Annotated in this window: 21 protein-coding genes; 3 read left to right on the top strand and 18 right to left on the bottom strand. The window is 46.8% G+C overall.

Annotated elements, in window-relative coordinates; all coding sequences use genetic code 11:
• Nucleotides 1-76: 76 nt before the first annotated feature.
• From MED92_RS12780 to ffh, 13 genes are all read right to left on the bottom strand, one after another.
• On the bottom strand, nt 77-259 hold the full coding sequence (locus MED92_RS12780; RefSeq protein ID WP_007021972.1) for a hypothetical protein: 183 nt from the start codon (nt 257-259) through the stop codon (nt 77-79).
• Between the two features lie 24 nt (nt 260-283).
• Nucleotides 284-2,017: a single-stranded-DNA-specific exonuclease RecJ gene (recJ, locus tag MED92_RS12775; protein ID WP_007021971.1), complete on the bottom strand. Its 1,734-nt coding sequence runs from the start codon at nt 2,015-2,017 to the stop codon at nt 284-286.
• Entirely contained in the window at nt 2,014-2,832 is an 819-nt protein-coding gene (locus MED92_RS12770) for a YdcF family protein (RefSeq protein WP_007021970.1), read from the bottom strand. Before MED92_RS12770 ends, recJ begins: the two co-directional genes overlap by 4 nt.
• 76 nt (nt 2,833-2,908) lie before the next feature.
• The gene (gene thrC / locus MED92_RS12765; protein WP_007021969.1) at nt 2,909-4,303 is read right to left on the bottom strand and encodes a threonine synthase; all 1,395 of its coding nucleotides are present in this window, start codon (nt 4,301-4,303) and stop codon (nt 2,909-2,911) included.
• A gap of 12 nt (nt 4,304-4,315) precedes the next feature.
• A complete protein-coding gene (locus tag MED92_RS12760; protein ID WP_040662903.1) occupies nt 4,316-5,617 on the bottom strand; it encodes a homoserine dehydrogenase in 1,302 nt (433 codons plus the stop codon).
• Nucleotides 5,618-5,805: 188 nt separating this feature from the next.
• The gene (locus MED92_RS12755; protein WP_007021967.1) at nt 5,806-6,564 is read right to left on the bottom strand and encodes a DsbC family protein; all 759 of its coding nucleotides are present in this window, start codon (nt 6,562-6,564) and stop codon (nt 5,806-5,808) included.
• Nucleotides 6,565-6,642: 78 nt separating this feature from the next.
• Nucleotides 6,643-7,563, bottom strand: coding sequence for a site-specific tyrosine recombinase XerD (xerD, locus tag MED92_RS12750; protein ID WP_007021966.1), 921 nt, complete (start codon nt 7,561-7,563; stop codon nt 6,643-6,645).
• A gap of 29 nt (nt 7,564-7,592) precedes the next feature.
• Nucleotides 7,593-9,008, bottom strand: a complete 1,416-nt coding sequence (locus MED92_RS12745; RefSeq protein ID WP_007021965.1) for a hypothetical protein — start codon at nt 9,006-9,008, stop codon at nt 7,593-7,595.
• A gap of 159 nt (nt 9,009-9,167) precedes the next feature.
• The gene (rplS, locus tag MED92_RS12740) at nt 9,168-9,524 is read right to left on the bottom strand and encodes a 50S ribosomal protein L19 (RefSeq protein WP_007021964.1); all 357 of its coding nucleotides are present in this window, start codon (nt 9,522-9,524) and stop codon (nt 9,168-9,170) included.
• Nucleotides 9,525-9,541: 17 nt separating this feature from the next.
• Complete coding sequence (trmD, locus tag MED92_RS12735) at nt 9,542-10,291, bottom strand: tRNA (guanosine(37)-N1)-methyltransferase TrmD (RefSeq protein ID WP_007021963.1); 750 nt, start codon at nt 10,289-10,291, stop codon at nt 9,542-9,544.
• Between the two features lie 3 nt (nt 10,292-10,294).
• Nucleotides 10,295-10,828 carry a ribosome maturation factor RimM gene (gene rimM / locus MED92_RS12730; RefSeq protein ID WP_007021962.1) on the bottom strand — a complete coding sequence of 178 codons (534 nt, stop codon included), beginning with the start codon at nt 10,826-10,828 and terminating at the stop codon, nt 10,295-10,297.
• Nucleotides 10,829-10,857: 29 nt separating this feature from the next.
• Nucleotides 10,858-11,106, bottom strand: coding sequence for a 30S ribosomal protein S16 (gene rpsP / locus MED92_RS12725; RefSeq protein WP_007021961.1), 249 nt, complete (start codon nt 11,104-11,106; stop codon nt 10,858-10,860).
• 155 nt (nt 11,107-11,261) lie between these two features.
• A complete protein-coding gene (ffh, locus tag MED92_RS12720) occupies nt 11,262-12,674 on the bottom strand; it encodes a signal recognition particle protein (RefSeq protein ID WP_007021960.1) in 1,413 nt (470 codons plus the stop codon).
• A gap of 126 nt (nt 12,675-12,800) precedes the next feature.
• Here ffh and MED92_RS12715 point away from each other — a divergent pair, with 126 nt between their 5' ends.
• Together MED92_RS12715 and MED92_RS12710 are read left to right on the top strand one after the other, a co-directional pair.
• Complete coding sequence (locus MED92_RS12715) at nt 12,801-13,658, top strand: cytochrome C assembly family protein (protein WP_007021959.1); 858 nt, start codon at nt 12,801-12,803, stop codon at nt 13,656-13,658.
• A 108-nt stretch (nt 13,659-13,766) separates the two neighbouring features.
• Complete coding sequence (locus MED92_RS12710) at nt 13,767-15,041, top strand: HlyC/CorC family transporter (protein WP_040662685.1); 1,275 nt, start codon at nt 13,767-13,769, stop codon at nt 15,039-15,041.
• Between the two features lie 34 nt (nt 15,042-15,075).
• Here the strand turns inward: MED92_RS12710 and MED92_RS12705 are convergent, their stop codons facing one another.
• The 4 genes from MED92_RS12705 to MED92_RS12690 are packed head-to-tail and all read right to left on the bottom strand — an operon-like array spanning nt 15,076 to nt 16,724.
• Nucleotides 15,076-15,378 carry an MTH1187 family thiamine-binding protein gene (locus tag MED92_RS12705; RefSeq protein ID WP_007021957.1) on the bottom strand — a complete coding sequence of 101 codons (303 nt, stop codon included), beginning with the start codon at nt 15,376-15,378 and terminating at the stop codon, nt 15,076-15,078.
• A 6-nt stretch (nt 15,379-15,384) separates the two neighbouring features.
• Nucleotides 15,385-15,576, bottom strand: a complete 192-nt coding sequence (locus MED92_RS12700; RefSeq protein WP_007021956.1) for a DUF1289 domain-containing protein — start codon at nt 15,574-15,576, stop codon at nt 15,385-15,387.
• A 2-nt stretch (nt 15,577-15,578) separates the two neighbouring features.
• Nucleotides 15,579-16,103, bottom strand: coding sequence for a gamma carbonic anhydrase family protein (locus tag MED92_RS12695; RefSeq protein ID WP_007021955.1), 525 nt, complete (start codon nt 16,101-16,103; stop codon nt 15,579-15,581).
• 12 nt (nt 16,104-16,115) lie between these two features.
• Nucleotides 16,116-16,724 carry a CoA pyrophosphatase gene (locus tag MED92_RS12690; RefSeq protein ID WP_007021954.1) on the bottom strand — a complete coding sequence of 203 codons (609 nt, stop codon included), beginning with the start codon at nt 16,722-16,724 and terminating at the stop codon, nt 16,116-16,118.
• A gap of 130 nt (nt 16,725-16,854) precedes the next feature.
• On the opposite strand from MED92_RS12690, the gene MED92_RS12685 reads away from it, so the two are divergent.
• Nucleotides 16,855-17,388, top strand: coding sequence for an NUDIX hydrolase (locus tag MED92_RS12685; RefSeq protein ID WP_007021953.1), 534 nt, complete (start codon nt 16,855-16,857; stop codon nt 17,386-17,388).
• Between the two features lie 20 nt (nt 17,389-17,408).
• Here the strand turns inward: MED92_RS12685 and MED92_RS12680 are convergent, their stop codons facing one another.
• On the bottom strand, nt 17,409-20,243 hold the full coding sequence (locus tag MED92_RS12680; RefSeq protein ID WP_007021952.1) for a bifunctional diguanylate cyclase/phosphodiesterase: 2,835 nt from the start codon (nt 20,241-20,243) through the stop codon (nt 17,409-17,411).
• Between the last annotated feature and the right edge of the window lie 148 nt (nt 20,244-20,391).

Raw genomic sequence — 20,391 nt, 5'->3', positions numbered from 1 at the left:
AGGTAGGTACCCTACCATCCACTTTTGGCTGTGGGTGGTAGGCATAGCTGAAGCTATAGGAATGGCATTAATAGGTTTACAGCTTACAAGCACCACCTAAACAATCATCAAACTCCATGGATTCAAGCTCCTGGCGATTTTCTTGAGCCGCTTTCAGCCGTTTGAGCATCTCACCCTCTTCACCAGCACTCTCTTCTACACCAGCTTTCTCAAAGACACCCAGCAGCAGGTTCAATTCTTCTAATGTAAATTCGTTCACGTTATCCCACCTGTGTTTGTATACTTATTCTGGCAACAAATGCTCAACCAACATCTGTACATTACGCTGCCCTCTGAACTCATTCACGTCTAGCTTGTAAACCACACGCACCTGAGTCCGGCTTTCATCTGGCCATAAACCCATGTCAGCATTAAACTGAATGGCATCGATAGCTAGCCCTGAAGATGGTTCCATCAATACCATTTTCAAGTGCCGCTGCCCAACAACTCTTTGTTGCAATAATGAGAACTGCCCCTCAAAAAGAGGTTCAGGGAACTGATGCCCCCAAGGGCCGGCATCCCTGAGCATTTCAGCTAACTCCAGCGTCATTTCCTCTGAAGTTAATAATCCATCGGTCAGAACCTGCTGCTCGAGATCCTGCTCTGATAACTGTCGTTTAACTTCCTCATCAAAAGCAGACTGAAACAACTCAAGATCTGAAACCCTTATTGTCAATCCAGCAGCCATTGCGTGACCACCAAATTTTTTCAGCAACTGAGGATATCTGGCTGCGATCGCATCTAAACCATCCCGGATATGAAAGCCAGAAATTGAACGTGCAGAGCCCTTAAGCTCGCCCTCATCACCTTGAGCAAATGCAATGACCGGGCGATGGGTTCGTTCTTTGATCCGCGACGCAAGAATACCTATCACCCCCTGATGCCACTCCTCCTCATAGAGGGACAGACCGAAAGGTAATTGCTGCTCATCTAGCTGGAGCCTTGCCAATAACTCGAGAGCCTGCTGCTGCATCTCTTGCTCGATACCTTTCCGTTCCTGATTCAGCTCATTCAGAGTTATAGCCAACTCTTTTGCCTTTTCCGCAGAATCGGTGAGGAGACATTCAATACCGATGGACATATCTTCTAATCGCCCAGCCGCATTAAGCCTCGGAGCGATAGCAAAGCCCAGATCAGAGGAGGTCGTTTTATGTTGCTGCCTACCCGACACTTCGATTAAGGCTTTGAGGCCTGGGCGGCAGTAACCTGCTTTTATCCTCTGTAACCCTTGATAAACAAACACTCGGTTGTTTTGCTCCAACGGTACAACGTCCGCAACCGTACCCAAGGCAACCAGATCCAGAAGAGACGCTAAATTCGGGGCTGGCCTGGCAATCCGTTCAAACCAGTTCTGGTTCTGTAAAGCCCGTCGCAAGGCGATCATCACATAAAAAATGACCCCCACCCCACAGGTACTTTTCGCGACAAATCCGCAATGGGGCTGGTTCGGGTTTACAATCGCACACGCCTCTGGTAACTCAGATCCAGCTAAATGATGGTCAGTCACAATCACATCAATTCCAGCCTGATTAGCCGCGGCTACGCCTTCGATACTTGAGATACCATTATCGACGGTAACGATCAGACCTGGGCTTAGCTTTTTCGCTTCTGCAACGATTTCCGGACTTAATCCATAACCATATTCAAAGCGGTTTGGTACCAAATATCTGACATCGTCTAGCCCCATCATACGAAGCGCTAAAACCGCAACAGAGGTACTGGTCGCCCCGTCACAGTCAAAATCACCAACAATAAGAACCGATTCCTGTTGCGTTACTGCTGCAACCAGCCGGTTAACAGCCTGATCAATACCAGCCAATCCTTGATCAGGAAGGAGCTCACTGAGCTTTCGCCCCAAGCTATCCAGATCCGTGATACCTCGACTCGCATAAATTCGGGCCAATACGGGATTGACCTGATTAAACACCGGAAGTGAAGGGTCGACGGACGTTCGTTGGGTAATCTGGATCTGTTTCATTCAGTTAGCACATTCATTTTAGAAGGTAGAGGCAAAATCTGGTCTGTCTTGTCGGTATAGTAATAAGCCAACAAACCAATCCATTCTCTGACAGCTAGATTTAAATCCGCCATATTTCGGTTCAGGCTAGGTCGCCAACGATTCTCCGCAACACGATAATCAACAGGGTATGGAACCACATCGATACCCGCCTTTCTGAAGACCCCGACAGACCTCGGCATATGAAACGCTGAAGTGATTAGTAGCCAGGAGCCTTGTGAATCAGCTCCAAGCTCATTAATAAGTTCACGGGTGTAAAGCGCATTCTGATAAGTGTTACGTGAGTCACGCTCAATAATCAAACGTCCAGCCAAGCCCTGCTCGCTCAACCAGTTCTGAGCCACATCCGCCCCACGATAACCCGGGCGAAATATAGAGCCTGAACCTCCGGTATAGATCACTTGCAGTTTTGGGTTTCTAAGCATCAACGCAGGGAGGACCATCAGTCGCTCAGCGCCACTATTAAATTCGTTACTACCGTGTATCCCCGATAGCTCAGCATCCTCACCTCCTCCCAGCACAATAATACCTGCCAAAGGTTGCTCTAAAGAAGATAGATTTGGTTTGGAAAAATAGGATTCTAGTGGTTCCAAAGCATGATTAGCTACCGGATACTGGCTAACCACTATCGTGAGAAGAACACTACACCAGACTAAAAAAACACCTAGGGCTTTCTTCCATAAAAACAAACCCAGAGTCAGCATCAGTAGTAATAAATGATCAGGCTGCACGATAAACCATAAGAGCTTAGATAGATAAAAGAACAGATCCGTCACGCAGCCTTCTCCTCAGATCATAAACAGATACAAAAAACCCGACTTAAGCGTCGGGTTTTTAGACTAACATAAGGGTTTATTCTGTGTGAACGTGCGAAGCAACAAACTGTTGAACGGTTGCCAGATCATTATCCAGAACCTCCACTTGCTCTTCTCGCTCAAAAAGGTCAACCATATGTGCAGGCAGTTGTGGCGATTCCAAGCCCGCTTTAACAACCGGCTCTGGGAATTTCACAGGATGCGCAGTCGAAAGTGTAATCATAGGAACTGACTTATCACGATTACATTCACGCGCAGCTTTCACACCGATGGCTGTATGCGGATCCAGCAGGTACTCAGTTTCCGCAAATACCTGTTTAATGACATCACAGGTTGTTTCATCATCTACTGCATAGCTATCAAATAGCTCGCGAACCTTTTCCCAGCGAGCAGGATCAAGTTCCACAGACTCTTTTGAGAAACGACTCATCAGATCAGAGATCTCTTCACCATTACGATCATATACATCAAACAACATACGTTCGAAGTTTGAAGAGACCATGATATCCATCGAAGGAGACAGCGTGTGTACCAGATCCCCTTTAGACATATCGTTACCAGCAATAACACGATGCAGAATATCATTTTTGTTGGTTGCGACTACCAGCTGCTTAACTGGCAAGCCCATCTGTTTTGCCAGATAACCTGCAAAAATATCGCCGAAGTTACCCGTTGGAACAGAGAAGCTTACTTCTCGGTGCGGTCCACCTACAGCCAGGGCTGCAGAGAAGTAATAAACGATCTGCGCCATGATACGCGCCCAGTTGATCGAGTTAACTGCACCAAGCTTCATTCCATTCAGGAAATCCTGATTGGCGAAACTGTCTTTAACCATCTGCTGACAGTCATCAAAATTGCCTTCAAGGGCAATATTAAAGACATTGTCTTTAATAATGGTTGTCATCTGACGGCGCTGGACTTCTGATACGCGGTTGTGCGGGTGAAGAATAAAAATATCCAGATGTTTACTATGGCAGCAGCCTTCAATCGCCGCTGAGCCTGTATCACCAGACGTTGCTCCCATAATTACCAGGTGCTCACCGCGCTTTTCAAGCGCATAGTCCATTAGACGACCGAGTAACTGCAAAGCAAAATCTTTAAACGCCAACGTAGGGCCATGGAACAGCTCGAGTACCCATTCATTGGTGCCGAGTTCTTTCAGGGGTGCCACCGCGATGTGATTGAAACCAGCATAGGTTTCATCGATCATTTTCTTCAGATCCGCATCATCGATGCAATCTGAAACAAACGGTTTAATCACATTGTAGGCCAACTCGTTGTATGGCAGACCTGCCCAGGATGCGATTTCATCCTGGGAGAATGTTGGCAGCTGTTCTGGAACATAAAGGCCACCATCACTCGCCAAGCCTGCCAGCAAGACTTCTTCAAAGTTCATTGCTGGAGCTTTACCACGGGTAGAAATATATTTCACGAGCTCAACTCCTTAGCTGTCAAAGTGCTCAACGCGAATACGAGTCACGCTGCCACCGATTTCAGCTAGCGCTTCAATTTGAGCAATAGCGTCGTTTAATTTCTGCTCCAGGACAGACTGCGTCAGGATAATCACAGGCACCTGATCTTCAGAAGTTTCTTTCTGGATAATCGCTTCAATATTGATTCCCTGTTCACCCAGAATACTGGTAATTTTCGCGAGCACTCCCGGCTTTTCTTCTGCATTCATACGCAGGTAGTAAGCAGATTCTGTTTGCTCAACCGGTAAGATTGCTGCATCAGATAGCTCACTAGGCTGGAACGCAAGATGAGGAACACGATTATCGCGATCAGCTGTCAGGGTACGAACCACATCAACGATATCAGCTACAACCGCAGAAGCCGTTGGTTCTGCACCTGCTCCTGGGCCGTAATACATTGTCTGTCCTACAGCATCACCGTCAACAAGCACAGCGTTCATCACACCATTAACATTAGCGATCAAAGCAGTTTCTGGAATCAAAGTCGGGTGTACACGCAGTTCTACACCGTTTTCTGCACGGCGCGTAATACCCAGATGCTTAATGCGATAACCTAGCTCTTCAGCGTACTGAACATCATCACGGGTAATTTTACTGATCCCTTCAGTAAACGCTTTCTCAAACTGCAGAGGCATGCCAAATGCCAGAGAAGCAAGAATAGTCAACTTGTGGGCTGCATCAATACCTTCAACATCAAAGGTTGGATCAGCTTCAGCATAACCCAGCTCCTGCGCCTCTTTTAGCACATCATCAAAGTCGCGGCCTTTATCGCGCATCTCTGTCATGATGAAGTTGCCAGTACCATTAATGATACCCGCAAGCCAGTTAATCTTGTTCGCAGACAGACCTTCACGGATCGCCTTAATGATCGGGATTCCGCCTGCGACTGATGCTTCAAATGCCACCATGACATTTTTCTTCTGCGCAGCTTCAAAGATCTCATTACCATGAACAGCAATCAGCGCTTTATTCGCTGTTACAACATGCTTGCCATGCTCGATAGCAGTTAAAACGAGCTCTTTCGCCACGTCATAACCACCAATCAATTCAACAACAACATCAATTTCCGGATTACGAGCGACTTCTAAAACATCGCTGGTCATCTGGGTGCCTTTGGTATCGCAGTCTGGATTAATGCGACGCGCACCAATCTCTTCAACAATAATCTTACGTCCTGCCCGACGAGCAATCTCTTCGGCATTACGCTTCAGCACATTAAATGTGCCACCACCGACTGTACCAAGCCCGCAGATACCTACTTTAACCGGTTTCAAACCTGCACCTCGCATGCTGTTGAACTAAATTAAACCGTAATAGCACCAGAATTGGCCTCTAAAAATACGGTCTATAAAAAATAAGTCGGCTATTATAGCCAAAAGCGGTCATCAGCTCTATCTTTGAACTCTATCCAACGCAACAAAAAAGGGAGCCTCAGGCTCCCTTCAAGTAAAACCACCTTGAATTAGTTAATTCCAAGCATTTTAGCTAACTGCTTCGCTGGAACATAACCAGGCACAAGTTTGCCATCCGTCATTACCAGAGCAGGAGTTCCGGTCACTCCCATACTTTGACCAAGAGCCATCTGTTCAATAACCGGCGTTTTACAATCTGAACCCGCAAGGCTTCTGGTCAATTTAGCCTGATCCATAGCATCTCGGCGCGCATCTTCATCACCGGCACACCAGATTGCATTCATCTGCTTATGAGCAGTAGACCCTTGCCCCGCTCGAGGGAAGGCCAAATAGCTCACTTCGATACCCATCTTATTCAGTTCAGGTATTTCTCGATGCAGCTTTACACAATAAGGGCATGAGATATCGGTGAACACATGAATTCGCGCCTTAACTTCACCTTCTGGAGAATACGTCACTTTCTCTTGCTCTGAAATCTCTGCAAGAATTTGCTTTCGCTCTGCGCTCTGCGCATCACTTATCTCTTGCTTCTTAGCATCAGTTACATTGACCAGACCCGCCTCTTCTGAAAAGCGAACCATCTGACCGATCATAAAAGACTCTGCCTTAGGATTTACATAAAGAATATCACCGTTGCTAAGAACAACCTCGGAAACATCTGGCATAGGAGAATCAGCAACGGATTGCACAGTTAAGCGCGGAGCAATTTGCTGTAATACTTTATCAACAAACTTTTTTGCATCTTCTGTAGCATGAGCCGTTGATACAGCACCGATCAACAAAAACAGCGCGCCAATAACTTTATTCATATTTACCCCAAAGATTAAACTATTTTACCAACATCAGAATACGACCATCCAACAGACACAAAGTTCCCACAAAGTTCATCACCCCCGCGGATGATGCTCCTGATGCAATGACTGCAACCGCTGTTGTGCAACGTGAGTATATATCTGCGTCGTTGAGAGATCACTATGCCCCAATAGCATCTGGACCACCCTTAAATCCGCTCCATGATTGAGAAGATGGGTCGCAAAAGCATGTCTGAGAACATGTGGTGAAAGTGTTTTATCAATACCCGCCGTCAGTGCATGACGCTTAATTCGATGCCAAAATGTCTGACGGGTCATTTGCTGGCCTCGTCGGCTAGGAAACAGCACATCACTGACATCATGTGTAAACAAGGCAGGTCTGACTTCGCCCATATAACGCATAACCCAGTGAATAGCTTCCTCTCCCAAAGGAACCAATCTCTCTTTGCCTCCTTTACCCATAACACGAAGGACCCCTTGATTTAGGTTGATCTCATGAAGGCGAAGCGCAACCAATTCAGAAACTCTTAACCCCGTGGCGTAAAGCACCTCTAACATTGCCCTGTCACGATACTGCACCGGATCAGACAGATCCGGCGCATCAAGCAACAACTCTACTTCACTTTCGGTCAGTGTTTTAGGTAGGGGCCGACCTTTTTTGGGGCTATCAATCAGCAACAACGGATCCTCAGATATCATCTCCTCGCGAAGAAGATATCGATAAAAACCACGTAGACAAGATAGCATTCTGGAAGTGGAACTGGCTTTGCGGCGTTCTTTAACTCGCCAGGCCAGATATTTTTGAATATCAACCCGACAGCACCGTTTCATGATAACGCCCTGGTCGGTTAGCCAGACTGAAAATTGGACAAGGTCGCGACGATAGGAAGAGAGGGTGTTATCACTTAACCCCTTTTCCATCCAGATAGCGTCCAGATAGATATCAATTAACTGAGCATCTTCAGTATTAATTTTAGGCTTTAAGTGTTTCGCCATACTAATAGATTTAGCCCAACGCTGAAGGGTTAGTAGTAAAGCTTAACACTCTGTATTTTATCCGCCGCTATAGGATAAGTCGCAGTACCCCTACCTGAAACCAATCGATGCTCAACAGTAACAATGTTATTTTTTACTGAGACCAATCGACCTTCAACCTTCCGTCCAAAATAGGTGTATAAAACAACCGGTTTACCCAAATGACCTGAGAGTTCCGGAACCTCAACAGACTTAAAGGATTTTCCACCGTTCGCTTTAAAGCGTGCCAAAGAACGTGAACGCTTTTCAAACTCAGGAACAACATCCGATTCCGCCTGCTGCTCATCGATGACCGACTCTTCACCAAGAACAAGATCTGAATCGGCTTCCGTTTCCTGCAGTTCTCTTAGTAACCTTTCCCCTTCCGGGTCAGGCTCCGACCATGCCAGCCCATCAAGCTGAACAGGCTGACCGTTAAATTCCACATAAGGGCTCAACAAATTTATGAGATCTGTAGGCTGCTGCACCATAGCCATTGACTGGACGCCAAAACCATCAGGCAGGTCAACACGTAAGTATGCTGAAGCTCCTGGGTTATTCAGTAGATCAAAGGAATCAAACAACGGGGTAGGGATAGACCAACCTTCATATTTCAACCGTTTTTCGAGCAGACCTTTATATCGCTCTCTATACGCATCGACTTCTGTTTTAATCTCTTTGGCACAAAAACGGTTTTTACGCACATTGTAGCCGCGATCATAAAAGCGCATTTCAACTCGCTTCAGTTGCGGCTGAGCAAACATCATTGTCTGCATATTCAAGTTATCACTAGCTACAGCAACCGACATTGACATTGACATATCTGCCATTGAATAGGCCTTTGATTGCATGTCGAAGTTAAGCTGCCTGTCTATCGCATCGAAACTATATTGGAATGCAACATCACTGATAATATCGGAATATCCCATGTTGCGTAGGTCCGCCACGCTGAAGTAATCACGATTACCGCAAGCAAGCACTTCATAACTTTGTCCCGCACCCACCTGCCTTTGCATATCCTCAGCCATTCGCCCCCAATCCTGCATATAGCCGCTTTGCAGATTAAGGTTAATGCCCTTCAAATCGACATTAAAAGACTCTGGAAGCTCACCCTTAGATAACTTACTCTCTAAATCCAGTAGAAAACCCCATGAGGGAGCCTTAAGCGTTGCAGCATCAACGACTATTTCCCCCTCCATGCCGGTAGGCCGGAAAGTAATACCCTTCAAGCCAAGCTCAGAGCTGCCCAGATCGATATGCACATCCCTATATTCCATGGCAGCAAAAGGCGCTATCTCTTTAGCAAAGTCATCTGCGACGGTACTTACCTTCCACCAGACAAATCCATAAGCCCCCGCAAACAAACCTACAGGAAGCCCAATAATAACTAACAAGGTAACCAGATTTTTGATCAATTTTCGTGGCATAGTGGCTCCGATCCACTTCCCTCATAAACGGAACTCATTAACAGTTTTTTATTATGGTCGCGAACCTAGCACTCTGTCCAACCCTTTCGCCAGCTGCAGCAACTTACGGGCACAAAAAAAGCGGCATTAAGCCGCTTTTTGAAGTTCAACAGAGTTAGCTTAGTTAAGCTTCTCTTTGATACGTGCAGATTTACCGCTACGCTCACGCAGGTAGTACAGCTTAGCCTGACGAACGTCACCACGACGCTTAACTTCAATGCTGTCTACAGTCGTGCTGTAAGTCTGGAAAGTACGCTCAACGCCCACACCGTGAGAGATTTTACGTACAGTGAAAGCAGAGTTTACACCGCGGTTACGCTTACCAAGCACAACACCCTCAAACGCCTGCAGACGTGTACGGTTGCCTTCTACTACTTTTACCTGAACTACAACAGTATCGCCTGGTGCAAATTCTGGTACTTCTTTATTCATCTGTTCAGCTTCAAGCTGCTGAATAATTAGGTTCTTGCCGCTCATCGCTTGCTCCTAAACATTCAACCTTCGGACCCTTGGGTCTCCCGGATAAAATCGGTTAACAATGATTGTTGTTCAGCATCTAACTCAAGAGACTCAAGCAGATCAGGTCGACGATTCCACGTCCGTCCTAATTGCTGCTTCAGACGCCAGCGTCTGATCTCTTTATGGTTACCGCTTAACAACACCTCAGGTACCTGCATATCTTCAAACTGTTCCGGGCGCGTGTAATGTGGACAGTCCAGCAAACCGTCATGAAATGAATCTTCCGTAGCAGAGTCCTGATGTCCTAAAACACCGGGTACTAATCGAGAAACAGAGTCGATCATAGTCATTGCTGGCAGTTCACCACCACTGAGGACAAAATCACCCAGCGACCACTCTTCATCAATCTCAGTTTCAATCAGACGCTCATCAATACCTTCATAGCGTCCCGCTACAAGAATCAACTTCTCACGCGAAGCCAGCTCCTGCACCCCCTTATGATCCAAACGGCGCCCCTGAGGAGATAAGTAAATAACTTTAGCTCCATCCCCAGCAGCAGCTTTCGCCGCATGAATGGCATCTCGGAGGGGCTGAACTTTCATCAGCATTCCGGGCCCGCCACCATAAGGGCGGTCATCTACAGTTTTATGCTTATCGTGCGCAAAGTCTCTGGGACTCCAGCACTGCATCTGTATCAGACCATTTTTTACCGCTCTCCCCGTAACCCCGTAGCAACGAATTGCTTCAAACATCTCGGGAAAAAGCGTCACCACGCCGAACCACATGGTTCAGAACTCTGGGTCCCAATCGACCCGCATGGTACCTGTTTCCAGGTTAATCTCTTTAATCACCTGATCTGGCAAATAGGGCAGCAGACGCTCTTTTTGATCAATACTGTCTGCTGTGCCTCTTACCACCAGTACATCATTAGCACCGGTTTCCATCAGGCGAACCACCTTGCCTAACAATTGGTCAGACTCGGTATAAACAAGTAGGTTTTCTAACTGGCTCCAGTAGAACTCACCCTCTTCCAATGCCGGAAGCAGGTCAGCATTGACCAGGATATCCATACCGCAAAAGTTGCGGGCAACATCACGATCATCTACTCCAACCAATTTTGCAATCAGCCCTTTGCCATGTTTCTTAACAGAGTCCACCTCTAGCGGTTTAATCTGCCCGTCAACTTTCAATAGCCAGGGAGAGTAATTAGCAATGTTTTCCATCGGATCAGTGTTGGAGAAAATTTTCACCCAACCTTTAACCCCATAGACTGAAGTAATCGAACCGACAATGAGATGCTCATTATTAGAAGGATTACCCATCACTTAATACCTGATTCAAAAACCAAAAATTACTTAGCTGCTTTAGCTTCTTTTACCAGCTTAGCAACGCGATCAGAAAGCTGTGCGCCTTTGCTCTGCCAGTATTCAACACGATCAAGATCGATACGAAGACCTTCTTCCTGACCACGTGCAGTTGGGTTAAAGAAACCAACACGCTCAATAAAACGGCTGTCACGCGCATTACGCGAGTCCGCTACTGAGATGTGATAGAAAGGACGCTTCTTAGCGCCACCACGAGACAAACGAATTATTACCATGCGTTAGACCCTTTTATTGAGTGGGTTTTGATATCGCCCACTGTTTGATGAACCGAACTGTTTATAACGCAGTTCGGACCGAAAAAATCAGGGCGGCAATTCTACGCGAATTTGCCGCCCTGATAAAGCCTTTTTGCTTATTTAATATGCAATTATTACATCCGAGGAAAACCGCCAGGGCCACCCATGCCACCCATACCACCTGGGCCTCCGCCCATTCCTGGTGGAAGCATCCCTTTCATGCCACGCATCATTTTTGACATACCGCCTTTGCCACTGAACTTCTTCATCATCTTTGACATCTGCTTATGCTGTTTAAGCAGGCGGTTTACGTCCTGGATCTGGGTACCTGAACCCACAGCGATACGTTTTTTACGGGAACCTGAAATAATATCGGGTTTACGGCGCTCTTCCGGAGTCATGGAGTTAATAATCGCCTCCATCTGATGCATACCCTTTTCGGCATTAGCCGCATCAGCAGCCTGAGCTAGTTGCCCCATACCTGGCAACTTGTCGAGCATACCCATCATGCCGCCCATATTCTTCATCTGAGAGATCTGTTCACGGAAATCTTCCAAATCAAAGCCTTTGCCTTTCTTGATCTTCTTGGCAAATTTCTCGGCTTTCTCTTTGTCTATTTTCTGCTCTGCTTCCTCAATCAAAGACAGAACATCACCCATCCCCAGAATACGGGAGGCGATACGGTCAGGGTGAAACGGCTCTAATGCATCAACTTTTTCGCCGACACCCAGGAACTTGATTGGCTTGCCCGTAATCTGGCGAACAGAGAGTGCCGCACCACCACGGGCGTCACCATCGGTTTTGGTCAGAACAACACCGGTAAGCGGCAATACTTCATTGAATGCCTTGGCGGTATTCGCAGCATCCTGACCCGTCATTGCATCAACAACGAACAGGGTCTCTATCGGATTAACCGCTTCATGCAGGCGCTTAATCTCACCCATCATGTCTTCGTCGACATGCAAGCGGCCCGCAGTATCCACCAGCACGACGTCATGGTGCTGAATACGTGCGTGAGCAATTGCGGCATTGGCAATATCAACCGGATCCTGATCCGCAGTTGATGGGAAGAAATCAACCTCTACCTCACCCGCCAGGGTCTCAAGCTGTTTAATCGCCGCTGGGCGATAAACATCAGCCGATACAACCAGTACTTTCTTTTTCTCACGCTCACGCAGGTGACGACCCAGTTTCGCAACAGAGGTGGTTTTACCCGCACCCTGTAAACCTGCCATCATAACGACTGCCGGAGGTGTTGCCGCCAGGTTCAGCTTTTCATTCGCTTCACCCATGACTTTGATCATCTCTTCATTGACGATCTTTACAAACACCTGCCCCGGAGTCAGGCTTTTGGTCACTTCTGTGCCAACAGCACGTTCTTTAACGCTGTTTACAAATTCTTTAACAACAGGCAGTGCGACATCCGCTTCAAGCAGCGCCATACGCACTTCACGCAATGTTCCTTTAATGTTGTCTTCTGTCAGTTTCGCCTGACCAGTGACGGAGCGAAGCGTTTGCGTAAGTCGTTCTGATAAATTCTCAAACATGTCTTGCCTCAAACTTCCCGCAATGATGACTCTGAAGGGCCTATGGTGCGGAAAAACAAATAATCCGATTAATAATCGACGCATTATACAGCACTCAGGCCGCGCATAGCAGCCCCCTTCTATCCAATGCCGTTCTATGCCAAACTAAGCGTCCACCAAAGCGCTGTTCTGCAGGAACATTGGACAGAAGAGACCATCATGCTACCCATTTTCACACTTGTTGCCGTTTTGCTTTACTCCGCAGCTGCTTTTCTGCAGTGGCAGGTTCTTAAAGGCTTACGTCAACCGTCTCAATCTTTCAGCAAACTACTGGGAGTTGGCGGGGTTGCATGCCACACAGTCGCTATTTATCTGGTACTTCATCAGCCAGGAGGTATTAATCTTAGCGTACTCAGTGTGGGTTCACTCATTTCCTGGCTAGTCGCCGGGATCGTCCTTCTAAGCAGCCTCCGTCAAAATATTGAAAACCTGTTTATTGGCTTTTTCCCTATGGCGGCCATCACTGCACTTGCAGCATGGCTAACAGACACTGGGACAGGAAAAGCCTACGACGCAGGTCTGATCGCACACGTATTATTATCGATTCTTGCTTATAGCATTTTTACTATCGCGACCCTTCAGGCCATTCTGCTCTCTCGACAGGTATATGCGCTTAAGCATCATCACACTCGCGGTTTGGTTTCCTCTTTACCACCGCTTCAGACCATGGAACGTCTACTTTTTGAAATGATCTGGACAGGCTTAATACTATTATCAGCCTCTCTGATTACGGGATTCATCCTGTTTGACGATCTCTTTGCCCAGCACCTTGTGCATAAAACTGTTCTTTCTCTGGTTGCCTGGTGCCTGTATGCGATCCTGCTTTTCGGTCGAATCAGCTTCGGCTGGCGCAGTAACACAGCAGTTCGCTGGACTCTGACGAGTTTCATCACTCTTGCACTGGGTTTCTTCGGCAGCAAAATGGTGATTGAATGGTTCATTTAACCGATCTAACCAGCAACAATACTTGAGTCTATTATTAAGCTGATTTGCTTGACAGTGCTCAGATCACAATTAAGAATGTCACTCCATTCATAATATAGGCATACAGTCTTGGAAGACGCATCGATAGGATTTCTCCTTGGAGTCCTTTGTTTCTTGATTCTCTGTTCCGCATTCTTTTCCAGCTCTGAAACCGGCATGATGTCGCTTAACCGTTATCGGCTAAAACATCTTGTAAAGAAGAAACACCGTGGAGCCAAAAAAGCCAGTAAACTTCTTGAACGCCCTGACCGTCTGATCGGCGTTATCCTAATCGGCAACAACTTTGTCAACATTCTGGCTTCAGCAATCGCAACGGTTATCGCGGTTCGCCTTTGGGGGGATGCAGGTATCGCTATCGCTACCGCTGCCCTGACTGTTGTTATCCTGATTTTTGCCGAAGTGTCACCAAAAACAATGGCGGCCCTTCATCCTGAAAAGATAGCCTTCCCTGCTTCATATCTGCTGTCTCCGCTGCTTAAACTGATTTATCCTTTGGTGTGGATTATTAATGGCATCACAAATACCTTCCTGAAACTATTTGGTATCAATGTGACCGGTGATAACAATCACCATTTAAGTACTGAAGAGTTGCGTACCTTAGTACACGAAGCAGGCGCACTATTACCGCAGAATAACCAGAACATGCTACTCGGTGTTCTGGAGCTATCTGAAGTCACCGTAAACGACATCATGATTCCGCGAAATGAAGTGATCGGAATCGACCTCGATGATGATATTGATACCATCATCTCTCAACTGAGCCGCACTGAGCATACCCGCTTACCCGTCTACCAAGGCGAGCTAAACAAGGTTGTCGGGCTTCTGCATATGCGTAACCTGGCTCAGGTTTTTCATGAAGGTCAGGTATCAAAAGCTGCGATTTTACAGGTAATTCGTGAACCTTACTTTATCCCTGAAAGCACACCACTTCAGACTCAGCTTTTGCACTTCCAGTCCCATAACCGGCGTATCGGTCTGGTCGTAGATGAGTATGGCGATATTCAGGGCATCGTAACTCTGGAAGATATTCTGGAAGAGATTGTCGGCGAATTATCATCCAACAATAAGGAAGAAGATCAGGAAATCTTCTTGCAGGAAGATGGTAGTTATTTTGTCGATGGATCAGCTTATATCCGTGACGTGAACAAGTCACTTGAATGGGATCTGCCAACCGACGGTCCAAAGACCATGAACGGACTGATCACCGAAACACTTGAATCGATCCCCGATGCCAACGTCTGTCTTCAGTTAGAGAACTATCGAATAGAGACGCTACAGATCAGTGACAATGTGATAAAAACGGCTCGAATCATTGCGCTTCCTAAAACAGAAGCTGATGACTAAAATACTATAAAAAAGGGCCCTAGGGGCCCTTTTTTTACGAATCCAGTTTATTCCTAACACTCTGAATCTTATCATCCATACTCTGCTCACGATCGTTCCGCGTTCCCAGCCGCATAGATGTGGTAATACGTGGCGCGCCCAATTCGTGAACGACTTCATGGCAGCGTTTTACCGCCGCCATAACTTCATCCCAGTCGCCTTCCACATTGGTACCATAGGCGTGCATCTGATGATCAAGCTTCGCATCCTGCAGCACTCTTTGACATGCAGCCACATATTCAGAGACAGACACCCCTACACCCAGAGGAACGATACAGATATCGATCATCACTTTCATGGCTAGCTACTCTACCGGTTCGCCTTTTTCGCGAAGGACAATTTTTTTCCAGATCGCTATTTTCTGTTCGTTATCGTACGTGCCCCATTCACCAATTTCGATACCGGTGCGATGGCACGCTATACAAACATCATTTTCATCTAACGCACAAACACCAACACAAGGGCTGCGAACAGGACTCAGATCCTGAGATACCATAATTAATTTTCCTGCTTTTTAAAGCTGCTATTAAATCTACGCATATTATCCACATAATGCTGAGCATTTTGCTTTAAGCCAGCAACCTGCTCATCATTAAGGGGTCGTTTAATCTTGGCCGGAGATCCCACCACCAGCGAGTAATCAGGAATCTCCATACCCTCTGGCACCAACGCATTGGCACCAATCAGGCAGCCTTTGCCGATTTTCGCACCATTCAACACAACGGCACCAATGCCAATCAACGAGCCATCCCCTACTTCACATCCATGAAGCATCGCCATATGCCCAACTGTGACGTCAGCACCCAGCTTAAGTGTATAACCCGGATCAGTATGCAATACCGAACCATCCTGAATATTAGTACCCTCACCAATAATAATCGGGTCGTTATCACCACGAATCACTACGTTAAACCAGATACTACTTCGGTCATGTAACTCCACATTACCGATAACAGTGGCATTCTCGGCGACAAAATGCTCATTACCAATACAGGTAACTTTTTTATCTTCTAATGAATACAACACAACTCCCCCTCAAGAGTCATTCGAAAAACGGCGTACCTTATGCTCAGGTCGAGGCTTCATCGGAATCCTGGCATCGCACCCTTCATTGAGAAGCTCCACCAACATATAAGCCGTTAGCCCCCAAATCACATGCCCCTGATACTCCCAGGCTGGCACATAGAGGTTTTTACCCTTAAAGCGGATCTCATCCGTCGCATATCGCTGATCCGCCAGAAAAAAGCTTAGCGGCACCTCAAATACCTCATCCAGCTCACCAGGGTTAGCTACCAGCTCTAACTCTGAAGAGATAATCCCAACCCAGGGCGTCACCTGTAGACCATGTTTTGATATCACTTGTCCTAATGGACCGACCACCTCCACCGAATCAGGCTGCAGACCCACTTCTTCATGCGCTTCCCGCAATGCGGTGAACAGTAGATCAGGGTCTGTATCATCATGTTTGCCGCCTGGAAAGGCGATCTCACCACTATGGGTTGATAGGTGAGAGGCCCTTTTGGTTAAGATCACGCGAGGATCATCATGATCAGTCAAAGCAATAAGCACCCCGGCTTTGGGCTGATTACTTGGGAAGCTTCTGGGTTGAAAATCTTTTAATCGATCGCGTATCTTTTTGAGCATAAACCGTTCTTCTTATTGCTTAACCATAATAATATTACTCTGAAGCGGCCCTATAAATTAACCCCGCAGCTTGTTTTGTTTTCCTCTAGCTGCTCAGGATAGAATAAAGCATGACTATAGGAAGTGTGATATGAAGTTCTGTTCTAACTGTGCAGGCCCACTCGATTTGACAATCCCAGCGGGTGACAACCTGCCACGCCATGTCTGCAGCCAATGCGGAATGATCCATTATCAGAATCCGAAAATTGTAACCGGCTGCCTACCTGTCTTTGAAGACAAAGTACTATTGTGCAAACGTGCAATTGAGCCACGGAAAGGTTATTGGACACTTCCTGCGGGTTTTATGGAGAACGGAGAAAGTACTGAAGAAGGCGCTCTCAGGGAGACGTTTGAAGAAGCGAATGCCAAAGTTGAAATCAGCCACCTGTACACACAAACCTCCATTGTTCATGTTAATCAGGTGCAGCTAATCTATCTGGCCACTATGCCTGTAGCAGAATATTCAGCCAGCGCTGAATCACTAGAGGTCAGGCTTTTTAGCGAGAAAGATATCCCTTGGGAAGAATTAGCATTCACTACCATCAGGAATGCACTTACCTATTATTTTGCCGACAGGAAAGAAGATCATTTCCCACTCAGAAGCATCACTCTTCGGGGAAATTAACAGCGCTTTAAAAGCTCACGTTAGTCGGCAAAATATCGTTCGGTCAGATCATTCGCAGGAATTGGCTTTTCATAGTAATAGCCCTGCCCCTCGATACATCCGACCGAAGCCAGAAACTCAGCCTGTTCCGGCTTCTCAATCCCTTCAGCCACAGTGACCAAACCAAAGTGGCTCGCCACATCGATAATCGCCGATGTGATAGCCGCATCATCCGGGTTTTGTGGCAGATCACTAATAAAGGCGCGGTCAATTTTTAACTGATCCAGATTGAAGCGCTTCAGATAAGCCATACTTGAATAACCGGTGCCGAAATCATCCAGAGACAGTTGAACGCCCAGCTCCTTAAGCTCGTGCAGAAGAGTCAGGGTTTTCTCCTCATCCTGCATCAAGGTACTTTCGGTAATTTCGATCACTAAAGATTTTGGACTTAATCCGGAGGTCAAAAGCGCTGAACGGACCTCTTCAACCAATTCGGGACGGAACTGACGCACAGAAACATTCACAGACATTGTGAAAGGTTCTGTAGATTTTGCCGCCCACTCAGCCCCCTGTCGGCAGGCCTCAACTAACACCCAGCTGCCTATCTGCAGAATCAAGCCGGTCTCTTCCGCCAGTGGTATAAATCGGTTTGGTGGTACCAAACCCTCATTCGGATGACGCCATCGAATCAAGGCCTCAACACCTGCAAGAGAGCCATCACGGAGATTCAACTGCGGCTGATAGAAAAGCTCAAACTCTTGGTTTTCAACTGCTTTACGTAAGGATATTTCAACCTGCAATCGTTCAGATGCACGCTGATTCATTTCCGCGGTATAAAACTGGTAGTTATTGCGCCCCTGACGTTTAGCAAAATGCACGGCTGCATCGGCATTACGCAGCAACTTATCAAATGAATCCCCATCATTTGGATAAACCGCTATACCCACACTTGGGGTAATCATTAGGTGACTATCATTTTCCAGCGGTTGGGCAATATTGTGCAGAATTCGCTCGGCCAGATTAGCTGCCTGCTCAAGCTTATGTAGCTCAGGCATAAGGATCATGAATTCATCACCACCCAGGCGGCTTACTGTGTCACCTTCACGAACTAACTCAGTAATACGCTTGGCGACTTTCTGCAAAATCTCGTCACCAAAACGATGACCCAGACTGTCGTTGATATTCTTGAAGTGGTCCAGATCGATATACAACAATGCAAATTGTTGATCAGGCTGCCTGCGACTCAGAGATAACGTCTGGTCTACCCGATAGCCCAGCAGCCTTCGGTTAGGCAAATTAGTCAGCGGATCAAAGTCAGACAGGTAACGCAGCTTTTCTTCTACTTGCTTTCGTTCCGTCAAATCGGTGATCGAAGCAATATAATTACGCGCCATCCCAGCAGAATCAGTCACTGCCTGAATCGACAGCCATTGCGGGAACACCTCGCCATTTTTCCGGCGGTTCCAAATCTCACCACGCCAGTAACCGGAGGTATTAATCATCTGCCACATACTGCGATAGAAAGTTTCATCATGGCGCCCGGACTGCAGAAATTTTGGATTCTTGCCAACAACTTCATCTGCACTGTAACCCGTGATATCAACAAACGCATCGTTTACGGTCAGTAGACGATTATCGGAACCCGTTACCATGATGCCTTCACTGGCATTATCAAACACTTGTGAAGCCAGACTCAATGCTCTTTGTTTAGATTCAATTTCCCTATGGTATTCCGTGAACTTACGATTCAACCAGCCGGAAAACAGCAGCGAAAAGCCTAAGCTAAAAATTGTCGCCAAGAGCAGAAATATATAGATCTGCACCTGATCTTCCTGATGGGTCACTTGCAACAGATTTTTCTGCTTTTGAACTAACTCGCGGATATCCTCCGGATAAAAGCCGGCAACCAGAACCCAATCAAGGCCAGGCACACGATCGACCAATGACACTTTTCGATAGGGCCCATCACCATTTGGCAGAAACCATTCGTACTCAATAAAACCACCGCCAGATCGGGCTTTATTATGAATTTTTTCCAGAATCCGCTCTTCCTGTTTGAGGTACTGAGGGCTCAGCGACTGCTCTTTTTGCGATGTAATACCCGCAGAGGACAATAACTTACCCTCTGAATCAAACACCGCGATATAGCCATGTTCCCCAAACCGAATAGCTTCTAAACGTTTCAGGGCCTGAGCTTTCAGATCGTTTTCAATCTGATACAGATAATCACCGGCACCAATAACCCACTCAAAAGGCTCGAACGCTTTCACAAAGGCGATTTTGTCCGCCATATTTTTCTGGTCATGCGGGGGGTACCAACGATAACGGGAATAACCTTCTCGCTGCGGGTTTTCAACCGCCTCTAAAAGGCCACGCATGATGTAATGACCCGTATCATCCTGATTATCATACAGGGAGCGCCCTTCAACATGCGGCGCAGTTGGCAGCAGAATGCAGAGACCTTCAAAATCATCAATAAAGATATAACCGCGGCCATTAAAGAATCGAATATCCCTAAGCGCTTCGGTTACCAGCGTTTTAATTTCCGAGAGGGGACGGCGGTCTTTCTCACGCTCGTATAGGGTTGTTGCTATGACATGCGCCTTAAGAACTTCATCTTTTGACTTTTCTTTCAGCACCGTCTCTGCCTGAGAGACCATATAACCGATGTAATCTTTAGCGCTTTGCGTTTCTTTGCTGAGCTGCTCACGTCCACGCTCCATAAACTCTTCTTCAAGAGCAGCAAGACGGTTTTCATTATCGGTTTGATTTTTATAAAGAAAGTGAGCGGCAACGGAGGCGAGCAATAGCACAGTAATTGCTACTGTTCCCAGTAACAAGTAGCGCGGCAGCGCAGTAACATTCATCTGTGCCATAGATTGTTTCAACGTTTCTTAAGAAGGGAAGCTCGGCCTTGAATTCCCAAACCGTGCACATACATCCTGATTGTGCATTAACCGCCGCTTCAGCTACAACGGAGCCAACTCCCGACTCTACCAGAAAAAAAGCCCAACAGACCAGATG

This window comes from Neptuniibacter caesariensis, assembly GCF_000153345.1.
Taxonomy (GTDB): domain Bacteria; phylum Pseudomonadota; class Gammaproteobacteria; order Pseudomonadales; family Balneatricaceae; genus Neptuniibacter; species Neptuniibacter caesariensis.
Note: the sequence above shows the minus strand (reverse complement) of the source record. Positions and strands in the feature narration are given on the sequence as shown.